The organism is Faecalibacterium sp. Marseille-Q0746 (assembly GCF_017377595.1).
In the GTDB taxonomy this organism is placed as follows: domain Bacteria; phylum Bacillota; class Clostridia; order Oscillospirales; family Ruminococcaceae; genus Faecalibacterium; species Faecalibacterium duncaniae.
Genome location: NZ_JAFREI010000019.1, coordinates 15,087 through 39,946, shown reverse-complemented (window position 1 = coordinate 39,946; position 24,860 = coordinate 15,087). Strand labels below are relative to the sequence as shown.

Genomic DNA, 24,860 nt, shown 5'->3' with positions numbered 1-24,860 from the left:
TCCCTTAATCCTACAAGGATTTGTAATAGAGCATACAGTGGCAGACCCCCTCGAAGCCCGGATCTGCAATTGGATTCTTGAACTCCTGGCACATACATTTGGTTGCCTCTGTGCGCTCCCTGCGGCAGGGGCAGTACCCGCCGGTGCGCTTGAGTCCTTTTCTGATGGTGCTGACAATCTCCTGATCGGGATTGAGCTTGATTTTCATGTTCGCCAGCTCTTTCTTGATTGTGGCTTTATCATACCGCAGGACAAAGTCTTTTTCTGTGACGAGGTTACATTGATAAAAAAAATCCGGTGCTTTTTGAGCACCGGATTTTAAGAAGGTGAATTACGCTTTCCACAGACTGTGGAGGTTGCAGTAGGCGTAGACCGCTTCGACCTCGTCGCCCTCGCAGAGCGCGAAGCAGACCTCCGGCTTTTCGCCGGGATGCAGTTCCTTACGCTGATTGCCCTGCTTGGTCTGGAGAGATACCCATTCGATGTAGTGCTCTGGCAGCATGGGGTGCTCCACAGAGCCGACCTTGACATGGACGATGCCGTTTTCCACCGTCCAGACAGGGACGTGCTTTTCCACGGCGGCATCGGTGGTGCCGGGAACGATCTCGCTCATCGGCTCGCCGCAGCAGACAACAGGGACGCCTGCGTCCTTAACTTTGGCAATGATGTTGCCACAATGCTTGCAAATGTAAAACTTCTGATCCATGATAATTCTCCTTTTCTTTAATAGTTTTCTGCGTGAATTTCAAAATAGCTCTGGGGATGGTTGCAGGTGGGGCAAATCTCCGGAGCTTTCTCACCGATCACAATGTGACCGCAGTTGCGGCACTCCCATACCTTGACCTCACTCTTGGCAAAGACCTCTGCCATCTCCACATTGTGCAACAGGGCGCGGTAGCGCTCCTCATGGTGCTTTTCAATGGCGGCTACCAGGCGGAAACGCTGGGCCAGCTCATGAAAGCCTTCCTCATCGGCAGTTTTGGCAAAGCCATCGTACATATCCGTCCACTCGTAGTTCTCACCCTCAGCGGCGGAGAGAAGGTTTTCTGCGGTGTCGCCAATGCCGTTCAGTTCTTTGAACCACAGCTTGGCGTGTTCCTTCTCATTATCAGCGGTTTTGAGGAATAGTGCCGCGATCTGCTCAAAGCCTTCCTTCTTGGCCTTGGATGCAAAATAGGTGTACTTGTTGCGTGCCTCGGACTCACCGGCAAAGGCAGCCATCAGGTTTTTTTCGGTTTGAGTTCCTGCGTATTTCGTTTCTTTCATGGTGGATACTCCTTCCTGCTTTTCTGCTTTTATTGTAGCAAATCTATGATTTTATTCCGTGACGAAGTCACATTCCTTTTTATTTTAGACGATTTAGTCTGTTCTTATCCCGCAGCGTGATTGCACCACGCTTCAGCTCCACCAGTCCGTCCTCCGAGAAGCTTTTGAGCATCCGTGCCACTGCCTCCCGTGCCGAGCTGATGTGCTGGGCGATCTGCTCATGGGTCATACGTATCGTGTCGGAGCCGGTACGTTCAGCTTCGGCAAAGAGAAATTCTGCCAGCCGCTGATCCAGCCCCTTGAACATGATCTGCTGCATCGCCCACATCACATCAGAAAACCGTTTCGTTGCCAGTTCATAGAGAAAACAGCGGACATGGAGATTTTTCTCCTTGAGTGCAGCAATGACATTTGCAGGGATAATCAGAACGTCCGTATCCATTCCGGCAGTCATTTGCGTATCAAAGGTGATCTGACTGATCACGCAGGAGGCGGAAAGCACGCATAGTTCGCCCGGATACAGGCGGAACAGCGTTACCTCCCGCCCCTCATCAGAGAGAAGATAGGTGCGAATCTCGCCGGAAAGAATAAACAGCATTCCGAGACATTCATTGTCGCTGCTGTGAACGAACGCACCCTTTTTATAATGACGGACAAAGGCACTTCGGCGTAGTGTGTCCATTTCGCGTTCGGTCAAGGATGACCAGAACGGAAGTTGTGTCAGTGTGCGTTCCATATCAATGGCAGCTATGCTTGCCGCAGCCGTGGTCACCGCAGGAGTGACCAGCCTCGCCGTGCTCATGGTCATGGTGGTCACAGTGAACATTGGGATCGTAGCCCAAACTTCCGTTGAGCAATGCGCTCACCGCCGCGTCAGCGTCCCCGCTGACACCGCCGTAGAGCTTGATGCCCGCTTCGGCGAGTGCTGCCTGCGCACCGCCGCCGATGCCTCCGCAAACCAAAGTGTCCACACCGTGCTGCATTAGGAAGCCTGCCAGTGCGCCGTGACCATTGCCGTTGGTGTCAACGACTTTCGCATGAGTGATTTTGCCGTCCACAGCTTCATAAAGCTTGAACTGCTCGGTGTGACCGAAATGCTGAAAGATTTGACCGTTTTCATAGGCAACTGCAATTTTCATAATGGAATCTCCTTTGAAAGTTTGCCTGAATTTTCCATGTTGGCTCTCTGCATCCGGCAGCAACGGCCGCAGTGAGCTGTCTCCTGTCCTCCGCAGATGCGGTAGTTTCCCCCGGTGATGTGCAGTGGTTTCCCGTGGACAAGATACGCTGCGATCTTGCTCCGTGCGCTTTCGTAAATCTCCTGCACGGTAGAGCGGGAAATGTCCATTTGAGCGGCACACTGCTCGTGGGTTTGCTGCTCCAAGTCAACCAGCCGAATGACCTCGTATTCGTCCAGCGTCAGCAGGATCGGCTCGGTATTCCCGCACCCGTTGGGACAGAATGTATCGACCTGTGGTACGCCACAAATTCGACGGCACCGTGGCGGTCTTGGCATGGGAGCTTTCCTCCCTTTGTATTCGGTATATTCCGATTGTAGCACTTTGAGCAGAAAAAAGCAATTTTTTTAAAGCTGCTACATTTTCCGTCCTCATATGTGTGCCGGCTGATATTCGGAGTCGAATGCTACATGTGAGCCTTGTTCGTAATGCCCACCGATCATGACCGCAGCGGCAGTCACAGCATCCACATGAAAGCGTTCCCGGTAATGCTTGCATTTTCGTAAAAAAACGTTATAATTGAATCAGTTAAATCAAAGGAGTTATCAAATCATGAAATCACATAAATACTGGTCCTTAGGCGCACTTTTCTGTATGTTGGGATGCATTTATTCTGGAATCAAAAAATCTATGACTGCGCATAAATACTTTGCCTATTCTTCATTGCTTTGTATGGGCATGTCCATTTATTCCGGTCACAAACTGGTTTCTCCAAAGAAGAAGAAAATCACTAAACCAAATAATAGTGAGAATAGTTAAACAAAAAATTTCCTTTATTCATCAAAGACAAAGTTGCTGGAGAATTTTTTTCTCCAGCAACTTTCTTCATATAGAAAACCACAAGCTATGCTTGTGGAAGAATAGAGCCGTAGCGTTGAAACGGTAGAAAAAGAACCTCCTTTTGCTATAATTAGAAGCGGGTAACGCCAACCGCATAGGGCCTTTGGTTCGGCCTACTTTTTGGAGCTGGGCCTCTCGTGCCAGCAGCTCGAACAGAATATCCCGGCCCTCTTCACCGACCCCGCGTGCGGCCATGTGCTGCGGGCGAAAGGCTTCGTACAGGACGAGAACGGCTGGGTGGAGCTGAACGCCACCGCCGACGGCCTGACGGCAAACGCTATCCCCAAGGGGCAGGAAGTGCTCATCGTGATCGGGGAGGGGCTGGAGAAAGAACGGATTGAGGTGAGATTAAAGGGGTAAGGCGGATCCCCCGTATATCGTTGTATCTTTCCATAAATAGTTTGTCTCCCGCCCAAAGTAGGCGTATAATAGGGGAAAAGAAACGCTAAAGGAGAATCCCCTATGAACGGCACCGCATTGCGCAAACCGACTGCCCGGCGGGTGGTGGGCATGGTGGCGGGCATCGTCATCATCGCCCTTGGCATTGCGCTTTTCAAGCAGTCCCACCTCGGCAACGACTCCATCAGCGCCCTGAACATGCGGCTGGCGGAGCTGCTCGGCATCTCGCTGGGCACCCAGAACCTGTGCACGAACATCCTGTTTTTCCTGCTGGAATTCTGGTTCGGGCGCAAGTACATCGGCCTTGGCACCTTCGTCAACGGCATCTGCATCGGGTACATCGTCACGGCGTTCTATGACCCCATTCACGCCCACTTCGGCGACGCGCCGTCGCTGGCGGTGCAGTTGGCGTGGGTCATCGCGGCGGTGCTGGTCACGGCGCTGGGTGCTTCGCTCTACCAGACCGCCGACCTCGGCATCGCGCCCTACGATTACCTTTCCCTCGGTCTGCGGGACTACACACCCTGCCCGTACTTCGGGTGCCGCATCTTCACCGATGCGCTCAGCGCCCTGCTGTGCTGGCTGCTGGGTGGCCTTGTGGGCCTTGGCACCTTGATCTGTGCGTTCTGCCTTGGGCCCTTCATCCAGTTCTTCGATCGGACGTTCTCCCAGAAGGTGCTGCAATACAAACCGAACAATTGAGAAACCCCGCGGCGTCAAATCATACGCTGCGGGGTCTTTTTTATTGCTGCCGTTAAGCAGAAAATGAAAATGAAGGAGATTTATCTTTCAAAATCGCCTGTGGATTGCTGCGGCGATGGGGAGCCATAACAAACCCATCAGACAGGCTTTGGAAGAAGTAAATAGGGATGTGAGAAATGCACTGTCACAGGTTGATGTCGATTCCAAGGATCACGAATAGGATTGCCAGACAGATGCAGCTTAACATTTATCTGGAGATGGCCCAAGGATAAAATAGAAGCAGTATTAAAGCCGCTCACTGTGCTGGTTTCCAGCATGGTGAGCGGCTTTTTACTACAAATATGAGGAATCGAAGAAGTCTTTTAGTGTGATTCCCAAACCCAGACAGATTCTTTCAATCGTCTCTACGCTCAACTGGCCTCCCCGACGAGCAGTGGTTTGAATCGTGGAATACGATATTCCGCATTTCTTTGCCAACACACACAGATTCATATCACGCGCTTGCATCAAATCCTGAACACGTTTGATCGTATCCACGAAAACTCCTCCCATCTTTTTAGTTCAAAACTTTTCCAACAACCTCGAATCTTTGCTCAGGAGATATAAGGATCGGCGAATATTTGGTGTTAAGAGAAACCAAAACCGGTTGGTTATGCACCACGCCATAGCTGTCGGTAAAGAACTCTGCTTGGGACTTATCTGGGGTATGTTCATCGTATTTTTTCAGATATCCGCAGTCATCATATACGAATATCCCGATATCTCCGCATGCAAGTTCTTCGCAGCGCTTTACCCATACGATCTGTCCGCTATGATAACGTGGCTCCATACTATCACCGCTAACGTATATCCCGAACTCGGCACCAGCCGGAACGCTACTGGCAGGCACTTGTATCTGCTGAAACATTTCACCTTCAAGAAAAGCTCCTAGACCTGCCGATACTGGCAATTCTGATACTGGCATCATTATGCAGTCGATTTTCGCAGGCTCTTCTGTGCCTGGCTGGTAGCGCCGAGATGCAATCAAGTCCATTTCGTACTCAGCGACCTTTTTTTGCCCGATGGCATTTAGAAGGGCGGGTTTCTGAAAGGTCTTTGTAAAGTAGGAAGGTCCTTCCTTGATGTTCAATGCGTGGCAGATTGCAACCAGTTGGTAGATGCTGGGAGTGGTGTATCCCGTTTCCCTTAATTAAAGATACCACTTACTAAGTGTAACCCACGCTTACAATATTTGACATGATATTTCACAAAAAGCTTTTCTATAACCTGTTCAATGTCACAAAATTCAAAGACACGCTTTATAAACTCTTGATTACTATTACGGTTAACGATATAATTAGCTTGGACGAATCAATGTGTACGATTCTCCATGCCGAACGGTTTCGTGAAGCATCAACCTCATCGTAAATGAGCTTTCATAGTGACTAAGCCACATAGCATAGCTGCTTCCTATGAATAGTTTCACGCACAAAAAAAGGAGATTTCTCATGGAAACTGAATACCTCGGTAATGCGTATACAACGCAGTCTTCAAACGATGGCTGTGTGGCTGTTGCCTGCCCTATTGATGCCGGATGCGCAATTAATGCTTGTGGCACTGCTGCCTGTGGTGCCAATGCCTGTCCAGCAGATATTTGTGTAACTGCGGGCTGTGTTGCGAATGTTTGCATCAATGCTTGTACAGTTGACGGTTGTATTTTCAACCTAACACCGGCTCCCGGCCCATTCTCTCTCGATGACTAAAATTTCTTAGGATTCAAAAATTTCACAATGTCAGATTTAAAGGTTTAAATCGAGGCAGCTATGCTATGGTAATTATATGAAATTTTCAAGATATAATTTAGTCCTGTTTGAAAAAGGAACGGATAAGCCAATTCTTTTTAATACATTCACGGGAAATACATTTTTTCTTTCCTATGAAGCACTCGATTCCATCAAGAAAAATGATATTTCGTCTTTGGATTGCCGCAGCCGCGAATTGTTTTCTCGTGCTGGCGTTATCATTGAAGACACTGTTGATGAACTACGATATTTTTCATATTTTAACAATCGAAACAAATATTTTTCAGAAGTGCTTTCCTCAACTATTATATTAACTTGGTCGTGCAATTTCTCTTGTGTATATTGTTATGAAGGTGCCGGGGAAAAAAACGAAACCATGGATCATGAGCATGCGCTCCAATATATAAAATTCATGAAAAACGAAGCTAAAAGCAGACGTTCAAAGTCCATGTATATTGTATTATTTGGAGGAGAACCCTTAGTTAATATTAAAGAGGGCTTGTTCATTCTTGATGAACTTCATAGCTACTGCACCCAAAATAGCATTTCCTTTTCATGTGGCATAATAACAAATGGAACATTACTGAATAACTATGTACTCCAGCAACTTTCTAAACATAATTGTAATATGGTTCAAATTACACTTGACGGAATGCCTGAAGCACACAATTCCAGAAGACCTTATAAGAACGGGAATCCCTCATTTAATGACGTTATAGATTCCATTAAGAAGGTTCTTGCATACCCCAAGATCAATGCCGTCATAAGAATCAACATTGATAAAACAAATATTAATGATACTGACACGCTTTTAAAATACTTGGGAAAATATGGTGAAAACTTAACTTGTGCCTCTATTGATTTTGGCATTGTTAGAAGTTCGACAAGTGCTTGCTCCTCTTATGCTGGAAACTGCTTTGCCGATAGTGAAATTAGCGATGTTCTTGAGCACCTGTGGAATGAATTACAAGTAAACGGATTTGCTTGTACTCCCCGTCCAATGCAACGATGGATGTTCTGCGGATTATATAGTGATAGCCAATTTACAGTTACTCCAGATTGTTCCGTTTATAAATGCTGGGAACACGCAGGATTTGAGCAGCATAGAGTTGGAACCATTGATTCCGAGGGTAATCTTATCAATAAAACATACGCATTCTACGATTGGATGACAAGAGACCCTTTGGAGAATCATGAATGTCGAGAATGCGTGTATCTACCGGTCTGTGGTGGCGGTTGCGGTTCCGTTAGTTACAATCAATCTAAAACGTATCATGCGCCAGGTTGTTTTAAAACGAAAGGCGTTGTTGAAAAGCAAATTTTGCATTTTGTGAACGAAAAGATCAAAACAAATGTGGAGGTCAAAAAGTAAATAACTTGAATCGTTTTTTTAATCTATGTAAAAATTCACTTGTCAAATGCCGCAGACAGCTTTTTCTTTATATCGCAATTTGCATCTTTTCAAGTATCTTTTCATTGATTGTTCCATATATCAATGGTACGTTCATAGATTTTCTGACAAGTGGAAATGGAGCAAACGGAATCCTCTTATTTGCAGTTATCTTTGCCGTTGCCAGTTTATTAGGACTATTTATAGGATATATTTGCAATAGACTATATGCAAAACTTCAAACCACTATCGCATTTGATCTTAACAGAAAAGTTATTGTACACTTACAGAAAGTTTCTTTATCTTTTTTCGCCGGAAAAGACGTCTCTTCTCTCAGTCAAAAGATAAATAGCGACTCAAATGTTGTTTCGACCTTTTGCATTTCTCTTTTTCAAAACATCATCGTTAATTTATTTACAATCGTGTTGGGCCTTTTTATTGTTTTCTCATACAATCCCGCAATCTTTCTATTTATTTTTATTCTTATTCCTTTTTACTGCATAGGATACTTCTTTCTCAGAGCTCCACTGTACAGAAGTAGCTATAATTTAAAAGAAAGTCAGGCTTTCTTTTTTTCGAAGTTGTACAGCCAACTCTCAACCATAAAACAAATCAAACTGTTTTCAATTGTTAATTCATTTTCGGATAAAATGACTTCATATTTTGATACTTTAATGTGCTCTGCATTAAAGTATCAAAAAGAGTCATACAAATTCTCTGCTTGGGATACAGTTATTATAACTATTGGACGCATTTTTTTGTTTATATATGGGGGATTCAAAGTCATTCAATCACAAATGACAATAGGAGAATTCACTATTATCACCACTTATTTTTCAATGACGCTTTCAGCTATTCGCTACTTTTTTTCTCTTGGAAAAAACATTCAAGATACCAATGTTTCATACGAGCGGCTAAATGCTCTACTGGATATTCCAGAGGAGCTTATTGGGGATACTTGTCCAAAGCAGGTCAAACAGATCAAACTCAATAATCTTGGACTTATTTTGAACAAGAGGCAAATACTATCCAATGTAAACCTAATATTCGAACAGTCAAAGATATATGTTCTGATGGGCGCAAATGGTTCCGGAAAGAGCTCGTTACTCAATGCCATCGTTGGATTATACAACAGTGATATCATCGGGGATATTTATTACGATAATTATTCTATTAAAGCACTTGATGTTTACACTTTACGCCGCACATTGATTGGTTTTTGCGAGCAAACGCCAATTGTATTCGATGACACCATACGCTACAACATCTATCTTGATTCTGTGCACAACGATACAGTCATTGGGAATAAGTTGATTTCCATCTTACATTTACGCGGGTTGTTTGATAAATTAGAAAAAGGTGTCGACACTCCTATCGACAATAGATTCATTACTCTATCTGGTGGCGAGAAGCAAAAAATAACGCTTATGCGAGCATTGGTGCACAATCCTTCTATAATTCTATTGGATGAGCCAACCTCTGCATTGGATAAAGACAGTATTGATGACCTCAAAAAATATTTAACCTCAATAAAGAAAAATCGAATCATTATAATTTCTACACACGACAAAAATATAGTGGATTTAGCCGATGTGACAATCAATTTGGATAAAGGGCACATATTCGAAGCGGAGGTTCTATGAAAGACTATGTGCAAGGGGGAACCCTTACAGAAGTTACAGATTTAATACTTTTGTCCCTTTATGAACCAAGGCATGGATATGCAATCATTCAATTTGTTGAGGAAGTAACAAACGGAAGGGTATTATTAGGAGCAGGGACATTATATGGTGCTCTATCCTCGTTAGAACAAAAAGGATGGATTAAATTACAAAGCACTGAAAGTACAAGCAGAAAAAAAGTATATTTAATAACACCTTCTGGAAAGGAGGCTGTCCAAACCGAAATAGATCGACTTCATCAATTAATCGACTTAGCGGAAAGGATTTCAAAGGAGATTTAATATGCGCTACAAAAAGGTACGTTTTTTTGGTTGTCTATTATCCTTACAAGAGAAATGGCTTAATAGAATGTCCCAACAAGGGTATCACTTAATAAATACATCACGGGCTATCTATGAGTTTGAAACATGCACTCCGGGGGAATATCAATATAAGATTGATTATATTGGTCACAAGAGTCGTGAAAGCTCAGACAAGTATGTTGAATTTCTTCAAAGCTTAGGATACGTTGTTTTTTTCAAGAACATTAATCTAAACTACTCTCTTGCCAAAGTACAATTTCGTCCGTGGGCTGAATCAGGTGGAAAGCTATCAACGCCTAAGACGACACTTAACAAAGAATTATTGATTGTCGAAAAAAAGAATGATGGAAAGCCATTTGAATTATATACTACCCTTGAAGATAAACTAGCTTTGTATAAATCAGCACAGTCGCCGTGGATATTCTTTTTTTTCATCTTTATGATTATGGCTGTGCTTATGAAATCTTTCATCTATAGTGCGTTAGCAATCACATGCCTTATCATCGTTATTGTCTATTGGTTTCCAATTTATAAGATTATTAAAGAGCGTCGAACAAGGGAAGATTAGCTTTTGTTCTCTATCGTAATTCACTCAATTTAATACAATCTCTCTGCCTATTCATATAAACCACCACGGCAGTTCCAACCACAGGTTATCCATAGCCTGTTCCTCCGTCTTTTTGGCGCGGCCTTTTGTCAGGTGAAAGTATATCGCCGTGCCGATCAGCGGATGTTCCTCGCCATCGGTGAAGCCATAGCGGTACAGCAGATAAGTCTGCTCGCGCTGGGTCAGCCGGTTCAGACCATCGTACAGCTCCCGTCGCGATTCCTGTTCCTCCATAATGCTCTGTGGCTGCATGGCATAAGGGTCAGCTATGGCTTCGATGCGCCGCAGTTGTTCCTCTCCCGGCAGAACATCGTCCAGCGAAACGCGCTGGCAGCACTTGTCCTCTGTCACCATCCGCTGCTCAAAAGCGGCAAAGGCATCCCGCACCATGTCCATCATAGCATTACGGATGGCAGGAGCCGCATAAGTCAGGAACTTCATGCCGCGCGCTGCATCGAACTTTGGCACGGCCTTCCATAAGCCAAGATTGCCCGCCTGTTTCAAATCGTCTATGTCAAGGTTCAAGCCAGACTGTGCCAGATTCATGCTGCGGAAGAGGTCGTTTGCCACCTTGCCGATAAAGGACTTGTTGTTTTCGATCAGGCTGTCCAGTGCGGCGGCATCGCCTTTCTGTGCCAGCGCACAAAGCCGTTCATTCGTCTGCTTCATAGGCGTTTTCCTGCTCTGCGGCAGACTGCAAGATTCCCAACAGGCCACTCCGCAGCTGCTCCAGTGCTTCCGGCGTAGCTCCCTCCATGCCCGAAACGCTGTCCAACATTGCATCCGTCAACTGCTCTGCTGTAATCGTTGGGTGCTGCACGTCCTGCCCCTTTGTCAATTCCGTAAACATTTTCTCTGCCACTTTCTTGCTCATAGCTTCCTGTTCGGCGTAATGGCTCCCGATGCCCTTTTTGATTTCCTTGACCGCCGCCATGAAGTACATCTCAATGTCATCAAGGTCGCCTTGATACACTGGCTTTCTCCGAAGGCTGATGTCCTTTGCGGCTTTAGCTGCTGCCGGGGTTTTGACCTTTGTGCGCAGCAGGGTGCTCAATGTCGTGAGCATGGCATTCTGTGCCGCAATGCCGGACGCAAACGTATCATCAAAATACTGTGCTATACGGTAAGTAAGCTCTGCAAAGCGGGCGTTTTCCAGCAGCAAGTTGACTACCTCTGTATTGACGCGCCCTGTGTAGAGGTTCTTTGCTGCTTCTACGGACAAGCCCAGTTCGGCAATGTCGTAGTTTTTGCGATCAGGGATATTTGTTTCTCCCAGCAGAAAATCCGTAGATACGTTGAACAGCCTTGCGATTTTCAGTGCCTGCTCATGGGTCAGGGTTCCTTTTGCCCCACTGATAAAGCGGTTTATGGTGCTCTTGGAGCAGCCGATCTCCTTGGCAAGCTCCTGTTGGTTGATGTTATGTTCTTTCATCAAGTCCGCAAGACGGACGTTGGATGGTGCGGGCAGATATTCCTGTGCCATGTGGTCGGCCCTCCTTTTGAAAGCTCAATCTTTTTACTTATTATAATATATCTGCCCGTTCTGTTCAATACGACTTTTTTCGCTGCTCTCGCTGTTGCAAATCTGCAACTGGTGAGGGCATTTTTCTTTTTCCGTTGCAGTCCTGCCGCTTTTTCGCCCTTCCTGCAAAATTTTCCGTATATTCAGGCAGGAAGCAAAAAACACCAGAGTTCCCACGCTGGGTACTCTGGTGAAACGCACGAAACAAAGGAGGAATGCCCTTGAGCCTGTATCAAACTGTCAAGTCCGCCATCACCGTTCGGCAGGTGGGAGAGATGTACGGCATGGAGCCAGACCGCCATGGCATGGTGTGCTGTCCGTTCCACTCCGACAACCACCCCAGTATGATGCTGAACGACACCTATTATTACTGCTTTGGCTGCGGAGCCAACGGCGATGCCATCGACCTCACCGCCAAGCTGTTCGACCTGAACCCCCGGCAAGCCGCCGAGAAGCTGATAAATGACTTCGCGTTTGCGAAGCAATGCAGTCCCCAGTGGGGACTGCAAGTGACAGAGCGGTCTTGCGTCAGCAAGATGGAGGGGCCCCGCCCCGACAAGCTCTGGCTTGACCCGGACAAGCCGCCCGCCAACGCCATTGCCCTGCCGCCGCCCAAGCGCGGCCTGACAGACGAGCAGTGGGCAGACATCGCCTACTGCCTGCGGGTGCTGACCGATTATCTCGACCTGCTGCACGACTGGCGAGAGCGTTACAAGCCCGCCAGCCCGGAAGAACCGCTGGACGAGCGGTTCGTGGAAGCCCTCCACATGACCGAGACCATCGAGCACCTGACGGACTGCGTTGCATTCGGAACGCCCCAGCAGAAGGCCGATGCCGCTGCACGGCTGCTGTCCGGGTCGTACCTGCTGATGCTGGAGGAGCGCACCGACCGCCTTGCTCTGGCGAAGTGCGCCTGATAATTTATTCACCCGAAGTGGTGGGTCTCACCGTGAGACCCGCCACTTCACTTTTCTAAAGGAGAACCACCCTATGAAGAAAAACATTTCCCGCAACCCCTTATGGCCGGACTGGTACAACGGCAAGAAAATTGACGAAGTCCAGTTTGGCCGTGCCTTTCTGGAACAGTGGCCGCTGAAATGCGTCAACGGAACACTGTACACGCTGGACGGCCCGGTGGAGGACGAGAGCGAGATCAAGCAGCGCATCTTGGAGAACATCGAGGAATATGTCACCTCCGGCCTGTCCAAAAAGGTCACCAACATTCTGGAGACCATCAAGCTGCTGGCCTTTTCCGACCCGTTCCCCATCGAACAGGACTGCATCCACCTCCAGAACGGCGTGTACCATCTGCCGGACGGTACCTTTCAGGAGAGCCGCCTGTTCTGCCAGAACCGCCTGCCTGTGAGGTATGACCCCAAAGCCGCCAGCCCTGATCACTGGCTGACCTTTCTGCACGAGCTGCTGGACGATGCCGACATCCCCACCTTGCAGGAATATCTGGGCTACTGCCTGATCCCCAGCACCAAGGGACAGAAGATGATGCTCATTGTCGGCAAGGGCGGCGAGGGCAAGTCCCGCATCGGGCTGGTGCTCAAGCGGCTCATGGGAGATGCCGCCAGCAACGGCAGCGTCCAGAAAGTCGAGAACAACCGTTTTGCCCGTGCCGATCTGGAACGCCGCCTGCTGATGATCGACGATGACATGGACATGAACGCCCTGCCCAAGACCAACTATATCAAGACCATCGTCACCGCCGAAGCCAAGCTGGACTTGGAGCGCAAAGGTGTCCAGAGCTACCAGCGGGACATTTACGCCCGGTTCCTCTGCTTCGGCAACGGTGCGTTGACCTCGCTGTATGACCATTCGGACGGTTTCTTTCGCCGCCAGCTTATCCTGACCACTAAGGACAAGCCTGCCGACCGCACGGATGACCCCTTCCTTGTGGAGAAGATGTGCGCCGAGTTGGAGGGCATCCTGCTCTGGTGTCTGGAAGGGCTGCACCGGCTGGTGCAGAATGATTTCCGCTTCACGGTCAGCGAACGAGCCGCCGCCAACGTGGACACCATCAAGCGCAGCAGCAACAATGTCATCGACTTTATGGAGTCCGAGGGCTACTTCCGTTTCAAGGCGGACTACTCCATCAGCTCCAAGGAGTTCTATGACATTTATAAACAATGGTGCGAGGACAACGCCTGCCACAGCGTATCGGCGATCCGTTTCAGCGCAGAACTTCGCCAGAATGACCGTCGCTACAACCTTGAAGCCACCAACAACATCTACCTGCCCGGTGGCCGCAGGGTGCGGGGTTTTGTAGGCATCGAGCCGCTTGTCCACCCCTGCCCGTAAAAAGTGCATTTTTTCACGGAAGAAGTTCGTACAACCTGTACGGTCTGTACTTGTACGCACCTGTACGGCGAATTGAAGCAAATTAAAACGTGGTATCGTTTGTATTTTGCATTTCTGTACACCGTACGAACCGTACAGGTTATTTGAACTCCGTACGCAATTTTTTCAGATGCGTACGGAGCAATCAAGTTCGCATTGTGCGAACTTGATTGTAACTCTCCCGCAGGAGACGTTTCCCCTCGGAGAGCCCACTACACTTTGCAGACCGCAGGGATGAAAGTGTCATAGTGGGTTATTACACTTCCGCAGAAGTGCATCTCCGTTCCCCGTCACCTCCCGATGAACCTTGAAAGGAGGGATGCCTTTTGGCAAGAAATGATGGTATTGACCGCACCAGTGTCCGAAATCTCGCCGTTTCGGATAAGGCTGTTGGCAACACCCAGCAGCACAACGAGCGTGAAAAGGACAGCTATCGGAACCCCGACATTATCCCCCAGCGCGCTGCATGGAACGTCCACTTCAAGAAGCCAACCGCCAGCCATACTGACCTGTTCGCCCAACTGGAAGCCGATGGAACCATCTCCACGCGCGGCCTGAAGCCGGATGCCACCCATTACTGCGAACTTGTCTTTGATGTCAACTCAGCCTACTTTGACAACCACGGCGGCTATGAGTTCGCCAAACAGTTCTATGAGGATGCCTACAGAGCAGCCGTTCAGATCGTTGGTGGTGAGCAGTATATCCTTTCGGCAGTCATGCACTCCGATGAGATCAACCGTGCCATGACCGAAGCACTAGGCCGGGAGGTCTACCACTACCACCTCCATGTGGTCTATGTGCCTGTGGTTGAAAAGCAGATCCTCTGGTCGAAACGCTGCAAGGACAAGGCGTTGGTCGGCACAATCAAGGAGACCGTCATGCAGGTCAGCCGAAGCAAGAAGTGGGCATCCAAGCCCTTGCTGGACGATGCCGGAAAGCCTGTCCTGCAAAAGAATGGCAAGCCCGTCCTGAAGAAGTCGTACAGTGTCCTGCAAGACGATTTCTTCAACTATATGCGCAACGCCGGGTACACGGATGTAGAGCGCGGTGAACGCGGCAGCACCGAAGAACACCTGACCGTCACCCAGTTCAAAGTTCAGAGGGAGCAGGAACGGCTGGACACCCTGACTGCTCAAGCCGACCAGCAAGCACAGTCGCTTGCTAAAACCTGTCAGACCCTCTCCAAAAAGGAGAAGGAACTTGCCGCTGTTCAGAAAAAGACTACACTCACGAAAGAAGCCCTCATTCATGCGCGCGATCTGGATTATATTGGCAAGCGCACATTCCTCGGCAACTATTCGCTGACCGAAGAAGAATTTTCCAAGCTAAAAAAACAGGCTGACCACGGCTATATGATGGACGTGGAGAACCGTCGCCTGAAAGAAGAACTTTCCACGGCCAAGAAGGAGGCCGTTCGTTGGAGCAACAAGTACCACGACCTGTGGTACGACGTGAAACCCTATCTGGATGCTATGCGCCGTGCGCCAGAACTGGTGCGCGGTTTTCTGGAAAAGATTCTTGCCCCCAAGCAGGAGTGCACCATGAATGTGCCACAGCGAAACCGCAGGCATGGGCAGGATATGGAACTTTGATTTTCGGAGGATACTGAATGGATAATAGAAGCACTGATATGATGAACGATGCGATTGACCTTTGCTCCTGTTATGAGCCTATTTGTGAACCACCTGTCAATTTACTCGAAGAATGGCAGGATTCGGAGTACGCGGGTCCCGAACCTACTCTTGAGAACACGTCTTACTATGTTAAAGAGCCAGACGGTACGCTCTATTTTTACTGTGGCAACACCAAAATCAAAATGACCGAACATTTCGCAGAAAATGGAAAATCAGTCGGCACACTGCTGGAAGATGTGATTCAGTATTCAGCTAACCGATGCGCCTGATGATAAAAACGAATTGAATCCAGCCCACACTTACGGTATAATGGAAGCAGAAGTATTGTAAGCGTGGGCTGTTTCTTTTAAGAAGGAGGCTCTACTATGAAACAGCCTAACAATACGATGATCTATAACACTGCACTGTACCTTAGACTAAGCCGTGACGATGAATTGCAGGGTGAAAGCGGCAGCATCCAGACCCAGCGCATGATGCTTCGTCAGTATGCAGAGGAACACGGGTTGACCGTTGTTGGCGAATATATCGATGATGGTTGGTCTGGCACCAACTTTGTTGAGGTAAGATAACGTAACCTTTTTTGCAGAGGGTGTTATCTTACCTCTTTTTGATGTATGTTAGATAGCATAACTCTTTACGTCGGCTCCAATCTGTCTGAAATAGGAGATACTTTCAGTAGGCTTGTCGCCTGTATCAACTCTGCCGACAAAGCTATAAAAGATTTCGATTTTGCGGGTGTTCGTTTCCTTATCCAGTTCGTGAATAAGAATGCGGTCAATAAATTCATGGACGTTTTCGTAGGTCAGTTCGGTAATGGCGGTGTATTTGCGTACCAGTGCGACAAACCTTTTCACGTCCGCGCTGCGCTCGGTGGCGTTGTCAATTTCCTGTGACAGTTCCGCAATCCTCCGGGTCAGCGTCTTTTTTTCTTCGTCATAGCCGGAAGTCAGAAAAGCAAATTGTTCATCTGAAAGTTTCCCTAAAGCGTTGTCCTCATAGAGCTTGCGGAACAAGATATTCAGCTCGCTAATCCGGCTCTGCGCCTTGTCAAGCTCTTTCCGTTGCTGCGTCAGCGTCTTTTGTACTGCCTTTGCGCTGCACTCGTTGGCGGTTTCGATAAACTCCTGTTCATGCTCTTTCACATAGGACAATACCCTTTGTAAATCGGCAAGGACAAGTTCTTTAAGGACGCTCTTTCGGATATAATGGGTAGTGCAAAGCTCGCCAGTCCTTATCCTGTTTCGATACTTGCCGCAAGTGTAGGCGTGTTTGCGTTCCAGTGTCCCGGCTCCCTGTTGCAGATACATTTTATAGCCGCAGTCCCCGCAAAAGAGAAGCCCCGAAAAAATGTCAATTTCATCAACCTTTGTAGGGCGGTGTTTGGTGGCAATCCGTTTCTGTGCAAGCTCAAAGGTTTCTTCATCAATCAAGGGTTCGTGTGTGTTGGGGAAGAAGTAACGCTTTTCCTCCGGGTTCTTCTTCGTCTTTTTCGATTTGTAAGATACCTTATAGCTCTTGCCTGTAATGGTATGCCCCAAATACTCTTTACGCGCCAGAATGTCATAGAGCGTCTTATCCGGCCAGTTGTAAATACAATTCGGGTGTGGGCGGGGGTGCCTGTGGCTTCCTGTGCGCCTGTACTGCAATTCTGCAACAGTCAATACCTCATGTTCCCGTAGCCAGTTCTGGATTTCGCAGATACGGTCGCCGCGCACATACATAGCGAAAATCTGTTTTACAATGTGCGCCGTTTCCGGGTCGGGCAATAGATGATTGCGGTCGTTGGGGTCAGCTATGTACCCATAAGGCACTTGCCCGTTGACGCGCTCGCCTTTCTGCGCCTTTGCCTGTTTGACAGCCCGGATTTTCTTTGAAGTGTCGCGGGCGTAAAACTCGTTGAACCAGTTCCGCAGAGGGGTAAACTCGTTATCTTCCCTTGCTGTGTCTACACCGTCGTTAATGGCAATGTAGCGCACTTCATATTCGGGAAAAACAATCTCTATCAGCTCCCCGGTTTTCAGATAATTACGTCCCAGACGGGAGAGGTCTTTTGTTATGACGGTCGCCACGTTCCCGGCTTCAACTTCGTGCAGCATGGCTTGAAGCCCCTCACGCTCAAAGCTCACGCCGGAAAATCCGTCGTCTACGAAAAAGCGCGTGTTGAAAAAGTGGTGTTCGTCAGCATACTTTTGTAAAATCATCTTTTGGTTCTGTATGCTCTCGCTTTCCCCGGCCTGCATATCTTCCTGGCTCAATCTGCAATATAAAGCGGTAATCTTGTCTGTCTGTAACATTTTGTCCTCCTTTCCGACGACAGACAAGCATGGCATTTGTACTGTCTATATTATACCACATACCGCTGCCTGTGTCATGTATAAAATGTGAAGAAACGCCCTATTTCCGGGCGTTTGCGGGGTTCAGTTCCATGTCTTTGCGAATGAGTTTTTTTATCTTTTTATCCAGTGTGTCCGTTGCGCGTTCACTTGCGGACGAACATACAAGGTAAGTAACTTTTCCTATTTTATGCTCCGTTGTGGTAACGGGCGTTTGGTTTTGCGTCAAAGAAAATCCCCCTTTCTTTCGCAAACATATAATACAGTCTATGAATAGCAGCAAGTCCACTATTCAATAAAACAAAGGCTTTAATCGGACGGTTATTAGCATAACCTCATGGGAATTTCACCCCGGCATGGTTCTCATGCAGCCCTACCCATTGCCTGCGACGCTCTTAACGCTCGGACTGTGGCTGTAAGGAAGTATCATTGTATATTCTGCGTGTCGTCGCCCGCAAGCCGCTACACTTGCTTTCCGGCGCGGTGTTGGTCGCTCGGCTGTCCGGGCGGGGATAACCTCACCCGGATAGCGTCATGGCGCACCCGCCGTATGGCTCGGCGCAAAAGGAACGTATCCGATTTGCCCTATGCTGCGCCGCCGTTATCTTGCGCCGCTTTCTTTGTCAAGGTTCAGAATGGCTTTGCTGCCGCGTCAGCAGCGGAACGGAAAAGGGGGAGAGAGAAAGCGTCCCGCCGCCGCTGCGGTTTATTCCTCTGCCTTAAAGGTGAGGACAGCCATCATCAGTTTTGCTTGCAGCCGTTCCCGAATGTCGTGGTCTACGCCGAAATAGACATTCCCGCGCTCGTCGTACAGCTTCCGCATGGAGAGGCGGGCTATGTAGCCGCTGAAATGCTGCAAGACAATCTTCATAGCGTCCGGGTCGCCCTTTGTCGCTACCACAATGACAGGATAGGGAACAAGGGCATTTTCCGGGTAGCCGGGTTCGTTACCATTCGTCCCATTCATCAGCATTTTCCTCCAGATATTTTCTTAATCTCTCAAAAGAGCTTGTCCGCCTGTACTGTATCGTGCTTCTCGACGTATTGAACAGTTCCGCAATCTCGGTATCGTTCATTCCCTCGAAGTAATACAGCAGTATGGCTTTGCGCTTTTCTTCCGGCAAAGTACGGATTGCTTCAAGAAGCAGCTTTGGCGTGATTTTCTTCCCGGCTTTCTCAAAGACGGTTTCAACAGTTTCCCGTTTGAAATATTCATCAAACGTATGAAGCTGTCGCGCTTCGTCTAAGGTCATGTCGGAAAAGGTCACTTCCTTTGCCCTGTGTCTGCGAAGCTCTCTATGAGTGTCGCACGCTTCATTGTGAAGTACCGTATTACAAAACTTCTGAAAAGCACACTGTTTGTAAAACTCCCTACTGTTAGGTTCCACATTCTCACCTCCTTTCTCGTTGGAAAGTTGGTGGTGCTTCCCCCTTTTCGCGGGGCAATACGGCGGTTTTCAAAAACGCCGAAGATTTTTTGAAATTTCTTCAAAAAATTTTTTGAGCAGCAAAATGCGCCTGTCCGAAAAGCCCGGACAGGCGCATTGGTATTGTGAGTAGTATTTAGATGATTAGACAGTTCATATATACAAGCGTAATTTCCCCCGGTGGTGGTCGGGCTTTTTTTGATGTGTCAATGACCGTCGGATTTTGTCGATATGGTATGTGCTTCATGGCGGCTACCTCCTTTAGCCGCCGCTTTTAACAGTGATACCGCGTCATTTCTTGAGAAGATAAAAAGAAACGGCGGCTTTGATTTTTCAAAGCTGCTGCGGAAATCAAAGAACGACAAGCAACAGTTCTGATTTTGCTCCAATATGGTTATTGGGGGCACAAATTAAATCAAAAAAGAGCCGATAACAGCAGTATTTCAAACTGCATATTATCGGCTCTGCGTCTGTGCGTCTGGCTCTTTTAATTAAATTATTTTTGTTGTTTTTTGGCTTTATTATATGTATTAGCTAACTGTCCACAAGCTGCTTTAATCTCTCTACCATGAGAAACTCTCATGGTAACTTCAAGTCCTGTTTGCTCTAATTGATGTTTGAACGCAACCATTTCTTGTTTTTGTGGTGCTCTAATTTTTGAATTACTCGTCGGGTTGTATTGCAGCACGTTAATCATAACATTTTTGCCCTTAAACCATTTTGCAAGTTGCCTTATATCTGAGGAACGGTCATTTATACCTGGTAAAAGCAAATACGCAAATACCACTTTTCGATTATGCCTTTGTGAATAGGACAATGCTTGCTTAACAACATCTTCAATAGCGTACATGTGCATATGAGGAATGATACAGTTTCTCACAGCCTGTGTTGCTGCATGTAAAGATATTGTCAACTGAATTTTTAGATGTTCTTCGCGCAATTTTTTTAATTGATTAACTGGACCAACTGTTGATATGGTAATGCCGTCGGTTGGAAAGTTAAGTCCATTTCTATCTCGAAGAATATGGATTGCTGCAATCAAGTTGTCGTAATTGAATAAAGGTTCTCCCATTCCCATAAAAACGATACGATTTACTTTTTGACGTATCAATATGACCTGCTGCACAATTTCAGACGGTGTTAGATTACGAACGAAACCATTGCGTCCGGACTCACAAAAAATACAGCCAACAGAACAACCAACTTGCGTACTTACGCAAACAGTCCCACCATCTCGCCGTTTAATAAAAACCGTTTCGATATACCTGTTGTCTTTCAATTCATAAACATACTTTTCAGTATCGCTACTTTTATAGACTTTTTTTGTTGATATTGATAGATTTTTTTTGTGAAATGGCTGTTTATACAATTTCGCATATAAGGCTCTTGCTTTATCCTCTCCAATTACTTCCGACATTTCTTTGTAAGTAAATCCGTATGGGTCATTCAATATTTCCGTAGGTGTACTTTTAGGTAAGTGTTTCATTTAATATCCTTCCTTTTCAAAATTAAAAAGTTTGTTTTTCAGAGTTTTTGATTATGATTTCTAATTTTTCAACATCAACGATATGTGTTAATTTACATTTAGGGCAGAAAAGAGGAAAATTTCTTAATACCGTATTATAAAATACTTGAACCCTCGTCTTTCCGTTACAAATTGGACATTTTATCCAATATTTTTCAAGCATAATATTTCTCCTTTTGCGCAAAAAAATACAGGTCAATTCTCAACATGAGCATTGACCTGCATTTATACATATAACACTACAACAAAATTAAGGCATAGTTTTTATACTATGTCTATACATCGTTAGTTTTGTTGTATAGCATACGCAAAATAAGCATGACAAAAAAGCCCATATTGAAAATGGGAAAAATCTTTTTTAATTTCAATGCTTATCGAATACGCATGCTATGTAACATAAACATTTCCCCCCTTTTAATAATACTATACAAAAAAAGCGGCTAGTTGTCAACATATACATATGAATTATTTTAGTCAACTGATAGAACAGTGTAGACATATCCAAGAGGAAAGGTGAACAGTAAAATGTAATAGGGTGAATAATTATGGCAAAAAGACCAGTACCGAAATACGACTTCAAGGCTTTTGGGGCAGCGATAAAGGCGGCGCGGACAGGGCGCAAGGAGAGCCGCAAGAAAGTAAGCGACGAAATGTTTATCTCGCCGCGTTACCTTGCGAACATTGAGAACAAGGGGCAGCACCCAAGTTTACAGATTTTCTTTGAGCTTATGCTCCGCTACAATATATCCGTAGACCAGTTCCTTTTGGAAACGCCGCCGGAGAAGAACACGCAGCGGCGGCAGCTCGACGCGCTTCTTGACGGTATGAGCGATACAGGCATACGGATTGTGACCGCAACGGCAAAAGAGATTTCCGAAGTCGAAAAAGAGGGCGAATAGGAATGTCCGGCTTAAAACTGAACAGGATTTAGAAAGCGTTGCAATCTTTTTTGAATTGCAGCGTTTTTCTTTTGCGGAAGTTTGGCAAAATAGCTTTTTCTCCGTAGTAAGGGATAAGGGCATAAGGGATAAAAACATTCGTAGCAAGCATAGGAAGCGGGTACCCACTTCCGTATTTTCGCCCTCCCGCGCTGCGGCGCGTCGGTTGAAAATGGCTTGTTGGGAAGTGTCCCAAACCCTCGGAACGGAAAGGAAAGGAGCGAAGCAATGGACGGACGGAAAAGGACGGTGCAAATCAAATTCAGAGTGACGGAAGCGGAACGGGATTTAATACTGGAAAAAATGAAGCTCGTACCCACCCGGAACATGGCGGCGTATCTGCGGAAGATTGCCATTGACGGGTATATCATTCAGATAGACCACGCCGATATAAAGGCAATGACCGCAGAGATACAGAAAATCGGTGTCAACGTCAACCAGATAGCCCGCCGCGTGAACGCGGCGGGGAACGCATACCAAGAGGACATAGAGGAAATAAAGGGGGTGCTTGCGGAGATATGGCGGTTACAAAGATTAAGCCTGTTAAAAGCACCCTAAGCAAAGCCCTTGACTATATCGAAAACCCGGACAAGACGGACGGGAAAATGCTCATATCCTCTTTCGGCTGCTCCTATGAAACGGCAGACATTGAGTTCGGCTATACCCTCTCGCAAGCACTGGATAAGGGCAGCAATTTAGCCTTTCACTTGATACAGTCCTTTGCGCCGGGGGAAGTGGACTATGAGAAAGCCCACGAAATCGGGAAGCAGCTTGCCGACGCGGTGACAAAGGGGCAGCATGAATATGTTGTGACGACGCACATTGACAAGGGGCATATCCATAACCACGTCATTTTTTGCGCGGTGAATTTTGTAGACCATCACAAATACAATTCCAACAAAAGGAGCTATTACGGCATACGGAACATGAGCGACAAGCTGTGCCGGGAAAATGGCTTGTCCGTCGTCGTCCCCGGCAAGGGCAGCAAGGGAAAGAGCTATGCGGAGTACCAGGCAGAAAAGACGGGTACAAGTTGGAAAGGCAAGCTAAAGATTGCCGTTGACGCGCTTATCCCCCAAGTTTCCAGTTTTGAGGAATTGCTAACGCGGTTACAGGCGGCGGGCTATGAGATAAAGCCGGGGAAATATGTTTCATGCCGCGCCCCCGGACAGGAACGCTTCACCCGCCTAAAAACCCTCGGCGCAGACTATACAGAGGAAGCCATAAGGGAACGGATAGCGGGCAGACGGGCAAAGGCGGCGAAAGCCCCCAGAGAGCAGCGCGACGTTTCGCTGCTTATCGACATTGAGAACAGTATCAAGGCGGCGCAGAGTAAGGGCTATGAACAGTGGGCGAAAATCCACAATCTGAAACAGGCAGCTAAAACCATGAATTTCTTGACGGAACACAAGATTGAACAGTACGCGGATTTAGTCAGCCGGATTGAGGAAATGTCAGCGGAAAGCGGACAGGCGGCAGACGCATTGAAGAACGCGGAAAAGCGGCTTGCGGACATGGCGGTGCTTATCAAGAATGTTTCCACCTACCAAAAGACAAAGCCCGTCTATGACGCATACCGCAAGGCAAGGAACAGGGAGAAGTACCGCGCCGGACAGGAACAGGCGATTATCCTACATGAAGCCGCCGCAAGGTCGTTGAAAGCGGCGGGCATTGCAAAGCTCCCGAACCTTGCCGCGCTGCAATCGGAGTATGAAGCCCTCCAAGCGCAGAAAGAAGCCCTTTACGCCGACTATGGGAAGCTGAAAAAGAAAGTCCGGGAATATGATATTATCAAGCAGAACATTGACAGCATTTTACAGGCAGACAGGCAGCCGGAACGTGAAAAGGGAACAGAGCGCGGATAAGGATAGCAAAATCCCCGCCGCTGTGCTATGATAAGGCTATCAAATACAGACAGGAGCGTTGAAGCATGGAAAACCAGAAAATGCCGGAATATGAAACCATACGCGCCGCCGTTGCCGGGGAAAAATGGGCGGTGGAGAAAGTCGTGGAGTGCTACAAGGACGAAATCGACAGGCTATCGACGGTAGCGGTCAGACAGCCGGACGGAAGCACGAAACAGGAAATCAACGAAGATATGCGCCAGTCTATCACAAAGAAGCTGATAGAAGCCCTCCCGCAGTTCCCACTTGAAGAAATGGAAAAGGGAAATGTCAGATAGGCAAAAAAAGAACAGGACGCGGAAGCCGGTATATGACTTCCGCGCCCTGTCTTTTTATGGGTGCTGTTTTCGTGAATGTTACGCAGTAGAACGCCATTTTCGGGGATAAAGGTATAAAGTATCGCCTATCCGATTTTCACGCCCGGAAAGCCCTGTAAATCAAGGGATTTTCCGCGCCTACTGCGTAACAGGGGTGCGTCTTTTCCTCATGCGCTCGGCGGCTTGTCTGCGGGTGATACGCTTCCGGCAGACGGGGCAGTATTTGACACTGTTAGAGGTTGACGCAAAGAACGCGCCGCACTCGGTACATTTCTTCTTATCCCCTGTCTGGTAAAGCTCCGCATAGAGCAGCCTGTCGGCGGGAAGCACCGCAACCCGGAACCACTTGCAGAGAAGCGAATAGGAAATGAGCTGCGGACATACGCATTCGTCTCCGTCGTCCAGTAAGATACAGTTCCCGTTATCATAGTTGCAGCACGTCCGGCGCACAAGGGCGTTGACTTTCCGGCTCTGGGGCGGCGTCAGCCGCTTAACCCCGTTCATACTTCATCAGCGGCGTAAATGGGAAGCTCTGCAAATTCCGCTTCGGTCAAAGCGTCCACTTTGGAAAGGGTGCGCTTTGCAAGCTCCCGCATATCCGCGTCCATGTAGGGCAGCGCGGCGTTGACATTCTCAATCAAAGCCCGCTTGCCGCCCTCGTTGTAAATGCTCAAAAGGTTTGTTTCTTCAACAGTCAGTCTAATCAT

34 protein-coding genes and 1 pseudogene are annotated in these 24,860 nt (G+C 47.4%); 17 read left to right on the top strand and 18 right to left on the bottom strand.

Annotation, left to right across the window (positions count from 1 at the left end):
* Positions 1 to 10 precede the first annotated feature (10 nt).
* The 6 genes from J3351_RS11000 to J3351_RS10975 form a co-directional block, all read right to left on the bottom strand.
* Positions 11 to 229, bottom strand: coding sequence for a ferredoxin-thioredoxin reductase catalytic domain-containing protein (locus J3351_RS11000; protein WP_227621501.1), 219 nt, complete (start codon positions 227 to 229; stop codon positions 11 to 13).
* 102 nt (positions 230 to 331) lie between these two features.
* On the bottom strand, positions 332 to 706 hold the full coding sequence (locus tag J3351_RS10995; protein ID WP_112146307.1) for a desulfoferrodoxin family protein: 375 nt from the start codon (positions 704 to 706) through the stop codon (positions 332 to 334).
* Between the two features lie 17 nt (positions 707 to 723).
* Positions 724 to 1,266, bottom strand: coding sequence for a rubrerythrin (rbr, locus tag J3351_RS10990; RefSeq protein WP_207685094.1), 543 nt, complete (start codon positions 1,264 to 1,266; stop codon positions 724 to 726).
* A gap of 79 nt (positions 1,267 to 1,345) precedes the next feature.
* Positions 1,346 to 2,002, bottom strand: coding sequence for a Crp/Fnr family transcriptional regulator (locus J3351_RS10985; protein WP_097771467.1), 657 nt, complete (start codon positions 2,000 to 2,002; stop codon positions 1,346 to 1,348).
* A gap of 1 nt (position 2,003) precedes the next feature.
* A complete protein-coding gene (locus tag J3351_RS10980; RefSeq protein WP_156066579.1) occupies positions 2,004 to 2,405 on the bottom strand; it encodes a NifB/NifX family molybdenum-iron cluster-binding protein in 402 nt (133 codons plus the stop codon).
* Positions 2,402 to 2,782, bottom strand: a complete 381-nt coding sequence (locus J3351_RS10975; protein WP_156066577.1) for a DUF134 domain-containing protein — start codon at positions 2,780 to 2,782, stop codon at positions 2,402 to 2,404. The genes J3351_RS10980 and J3351_RS10975 overlap by 4 nt, the downstream gene beginning before the upstream one ends.
* Positions 2,783 to 3,056: 274 nt before the next feature.
* Here J3351_RS10975 and J3351_RS14190 point away from each other — a divergent pair, with 274 nt between their 5' ends.
* From J3351_RS14190 to J3351_RS10965, 3 genes are all read left to right on the top strand, one after another.
* Complete coding sequence (locus J3351_RS14190; protein ID WP_097771469.1) at positions 3,057 to 3,263, top strand: DUF6219 family protein; 207 nt, start codon at positions 3,057 to 3,059, stop codon at positions 3,261 to 3,263.
* Between the two features lie 201 nt (positions 3,264 to 3,464).
* The gene (locus tag J3351_RS10970) at positions 3,465 to 3,704 is read left to right on the top strand and encodes a GTP-binding protein (protein WP_005921342.1); all 240 of its coding nucleotides are present in this window, start codon (positions 3,465 to 3,467) and stop codon (positions 3,702 to 3,704) included.
* Positions 3,705 to 3,806: 102 nt separating this feature from the next.
* Complete coding sequence (locus J3351_RS10965) at positions 3,807 to 4,445, top strand: YitT family protein (RefSeq protein WP_097771470.1); 639 nt, start codon at positions 3,807 to 3,809, stop codon at positions 4,443 to 4,445.
* A 333-nt stretch (positions 4,446 to 4,778) separates the two neighbouring features.
* On the opposite strand, the gene J3351_RS10960 is transcribed toward J3351_RS10965, so the two are convergent.
* Positions 4,779 to 4,952, bottom strand: coding sequence for a helix-turn-helix transcriptional regulator (locus tag J3351_RS10960; RefSeq protein ID WP_255658672.1), 174 nt, complete (start codon positions 4,950 to 4,952; stop codon positions 4,779 to 4,781).
* A 49-nt stretch (positions 4,953 to 5,001) separates the two neighbouring features.
* Positions 5,002 to 5,574, bottom strand: a complete 573-nt coding sequence (locus J3351_RS10955) for a S24 family peptidase (RefSeq protein WP_242699392.1) — start codon at positions 5,572 to 5,574, stop codon at positions 5,002 to 5,004.
* 358 nt (positions 5,575 to 5,932) lie between these two features.
* On the opposite strand from J3351_RS10955, the gene J3351_RS10950 reads away from it, so the two are divergent.
* The 5 genes from J3351_RS10950 (at position 5,933) to J3351_RS10930 (ending at position 10,168) form a co-directional block, all read left to right on the top strand.
* Positions 5,933 to 6,187, top strand: coding sequence for a Cys-every-fifth RiPP peptide CefA (locus tag J3351_RS10950; protein WP_207697743.1), 255 nt, complete (start codon positions 5,933 to 5,935; stop codon positions 6,185 to 6,187).
* 76 nt (positions 6,188 to 6,263) lie between these two features.
* Positions 6,264 to 7,598, top strand: coding sequence for a Cys-every-fifth radical SAM/SPASM peptide maturase CefB (locus tag J3351_RS10945; protein ID WP_207697742.1), 1,335 nt, complete (start codon positions 6,264 to 6,266; stop codon positions 7,596 to 7,598).
* Positions 7,599 to 7,603: 5 nt separating this feature from the next.
* Complete coding sequence (locus tag J3351_RS10940) at positions 7,604 to 9,259, top strand: ABC transporter ATP-binding protein (protein ID WP_207697741.1); 1,656 nt, start codon at positions 7,604 to 7,606, stop codon at positions 9,257 to 9,259.
* Complete coding sequence (locus J3351_RS10935) at positions 9,256 to 9,579, top strand: PadR family transcriptional regulator (RefSeq protein WP_097782885.1); 324 nt, start codon at positions 9,256 to 9,258, stop codon at positions 9,577 to 9,579. The genes J3351_RS10940 and J3351_RS10935 overlap by 4 nt, the downstream gene beginning before the upstream one ends.
* Before the next feature lies 1 nt (position 9,580).
* A complete protein-coding gene (locus tag J3351_RS10930) occupies positions 9,581 to 10,168 on the top strand; it encodes a DUF2812 domain-containing protein (RefSeq protein ID WP_097838885.1) in 588 nt (195 codons plus the stop codon).
* Between the two features lie 51 nt (positions 10,169 to 10,219).
* Here the strand turns inward: J3351_RS10930 and J3351_RS10925 are convergent, their stop codons facing one another.
* Both J3351_RS10925 and J3351_RS10920 read right to left on the bottom strand, forming a co-directional pair.
* Complete coding sequence (locus tag J3351_RS10925; protein ID WP_097838886.1) at positions 10,220 to 10,876, bottom strand: sigma-70 family RNA polymerase sigma factor; 657 nt, start codon at positions 10,874 to 10,876, stop codon at positions 10,220 to 10,222.
* Positions 10,860 to 11,690: a helix-turn-helix transcriptional regulator gene (locus J3351_RS10920; protein WP_097838887.1), complete on the bottom strand. Its 831-nt coding sequence runs from the start codon at positions 11,688 to 11,690 to the stop codon at positions 10,860 to 10,862. Before J3351_RS10920 ends, J3351_RS10925 begins: the two co-directional genes overlap by 17 nt.
* Before the next feature lie 314 nt (positions 11,691 to 12,004).
* Between J3351_RS10920 and J3351_RS10915 the strand changes: the two genes are divergently transcribed.
* From J3351_RS10915 to J3351_RS10895, 5 genes and pseudogenes are all read left to right on the top strand, one after another.
* The gene (locus tag J3351_RS10915; RefSeq protein WP_374222248.1) at positions 12,005 to 12,646 is read left to right on the top strand and encodes a CHC2 zinc finger domain-containing protein; all 642 of its coding nucleotides are present in this window, start codon (positions 12,005 to 12,007) and stop codon (positions 12,644 to 12,646) included.
* Between the two features lie 73 nt (positions 12,647 to 12,719).
* The gene (locus J3351_RS10910) at positions 12,720 to 14,036 is read left to right on the top strand and encodes a phage/plasmid primase, P4 family (protein WP_207697739.1); all 1,317 of its coding nucleotides are present in this window, start codon (positions 12,720 to 12,722) and stop codon (positions 14,034 to 14,036) included.
* A 365-nt stretch (positions 14,037 to 14,401) separates the two neighbouring features.
* Positions 14,402 to 15,667, top strand: a complete 1,266-nt coding sequence (locus J3351_RS10905; RefSeq protein ID WP_207697738.1) for a plasmid recombination protein — start codon at positions 14,402 to 14,404, stop codon at positions 15,665 to 15,667.
* 17 nt (positions 15,668 to 15,684) lie between these two features.
* Positions 15,685 to 15,978 carry a hypothetical protein gene (locus tag J3351_RS10900; protein WP_097782879.1) on the top strand — a complete coding sequence of 98 codons (294 nt, stop codon included), beginning with the start codon at positions 15,685 to 15,687 and terminating at the stop codon, positions 15,976 to 15,978.
* A gap of 96 nt (positions 15,979 to 16,074) precedes the next feature.
* A pseudogene (locus J3351_RS10895) lies at positions 16,075 to 16,263 on the top strand (recombinase family protein); the annotation flags it as partial.
* A 63-nt stretch (positions 16,264 to 16,326) separates the two neighbouring features.
* Here J3351_RS10895 and J3351_RS10890 read toward each other — a convergent pair.
* The 6 genes from J3351_RS10890 to J3351_RS10865 form a co-directional block, all read right to left on the bottom strand.
* Entirely contained in the window at positions 16,327 to 18,003 is a 1,677-nt protein-coding gene (locus J3351_RS10890) for a recombinase family protein (RefSeq protein WP_019727566.1), read from the bottom strand.
* A gap of 100 nt (positions 18,004 to 18,103) precedes the next feature.
* The gene (locus tag J3351_RS10885) at positions 18,104 to 18,331 is read right to left on the bottom strand and encodes a transposon-encoded TnpW family protein (RefSeq protein ID WP_004607973.1); all 228 of its coding nucleotides are present in this window, start codon (positions 18,329 to 18,331) and stop codon (positions 18,104 to 18,106) included.
* A 417-nt stretch (positions 18,332 to 18,748) separates the two neighbouring features.
* Positions 18,749 to 19,009 carry a helix-turn-helix domain-containing protein gene (locus J3351_RS10880; protein ID WP_019727567.1) on the bottom strand — a complete coding sequence of 87 codons (261 nt, stop codon included), beginning with the start codon at positions 19,007 to 19,009 and terminating at the stop codon, positions 18,749 to 18,751.
* Positions 18,990 to 19,430, bottom strand: a complete 441-nt coding sequence (locus tag J3351_RS10875) for an RNA polymerase sigma factor (protein WP_008978027.1) — start codon at positions 19,428 to 19,430, stop codon at positions 18,990 to 18,992. The genes J3351_RS10880 and J3351_RS10875 overlap by 20 nt, the downstream gene beginning before the upstream one ends.
* Before the next feature lie 535 nt (positions 19,431 to 19,965).
* Positions 19,966 to 20,955 (bottom strand): 23S rRNA (adenine(2503)-C(2))-methyltransferase RlmN, encoded by a 990-nt coding sequence (rlmN, locus tag J3351_RS10870; protein WP_008978028.1) that lies wholly within the window; start codon positions 20,953 to 20,955, stop codon positions 19,966 to 19,968.
* 22 nt (positions 20,956 to 20,977) lie between these two features.
* The gene (locus J3351_RS10865; protein ID WP_002588768.1) at positions 20,978 to 21,157 is read right to left on the bottom strand and encodes a cysteine-rich KTR domain-containing protein; all 180 of its coding nucleotides are present in this window, start codon (positions 21,155 to 21,157) and stop codon (positions 20,978 to 20,980) included.
* A gap of 382 nt (positions 21,158 to 21,539) precedes the next feature.
* Between J3351_RS10865 and J3351_RS10860 the strand changes: the two genes are divergently transcribed.
* From J3351_RS10860 to J3351_RS10845, 4 genes are all read left to right on the top strand, one after another.
* Positions 21,540 to 21,893 (top strand): helix-turn-helix transcriptional regulator, encoded by a 354-nt coding sequence (locus J3351_RS10860; RefSeq protein ID WP_008978029.1) that lies wholly within the window; start codon positions 21,540 to 21,542, stop codon positions 21,891 to 21,893.
* A 267-nt stretch (positions 21,894 to 22,160) separates the two neighbouring features.
* Positions 22,161 to 22,490 carry a plasmid mobilization relaxosome protein MobC gene (gene mobC, locus J3351_RS10855; protein ID WP_008978030.1) on the top strand — a complete coding sequence of 110 codons (330 nt, stop codon included), beginning with the start codon at positions 22,161 to 22,163 and terminating at the stop codon, positions 22,488 to 22,490.
* Complete coding sequence (locus tag J3351_RS10850) at positions 22,451 to 23,797, top strand: relaxase/mobilization nuclease domain-containing protein (RefSeq protein ID WP_008978031.1); 1,347 nt, start codon at positions 22,451 to 22,453, stop codon at positions 23,795 to 23,797. Before mobC ends, J3351_RS10850 begins: the two co-directional genes overlap by 40 nt.
* Before the next feature lie 65 nt (positions 23,798 to 23,862).
* Positions 23,863 to 24,114 carry a helix-turn-helix domain-containing protein gene (locus J3351_RS10845; RefSeq protein ID WP_002585088.1) on the top strand — a complete coding sequence of 84 codons (252 nt, stop codon included), beginning with the start codon at positions 23,863 to 23,865 and terminating at the stop codon, positions 24,112 to 24,114.
* A 177-nt stretch (positions 24,115 to 24,291) separates the two neighbouring features.
* Here the strand turns inward: J3351_RS10845 and J3351_RS10840 are convergent, their stop codons facing one another.
* On the bottom strand, positions 24,292 to 24,657 hold the full coding sequence (locus J3351_RS10840) for a cysteine-rich VLP domain-containing protein (RefSeq protein ID WP_067539660.1): 366 nt from the start codon (positions 24,655 to 24,657) through the stop codon (positions 24,292 to 24,294).
* Positions 24,654 to 24,860, bottom strand: a complete 207-nt coding sequence (locus tag J3351_RS10835; protein ID WP_002569181.1) for a transposon-transfer assisting family protein — start codon at positions 24,858 to 24,860, stop codon at positions 24,654 to 24,656. The genes J3351_RS10840 and J3351_RS10835 overlap by 4 nt, the downstream gene beginning before the upstream one ends.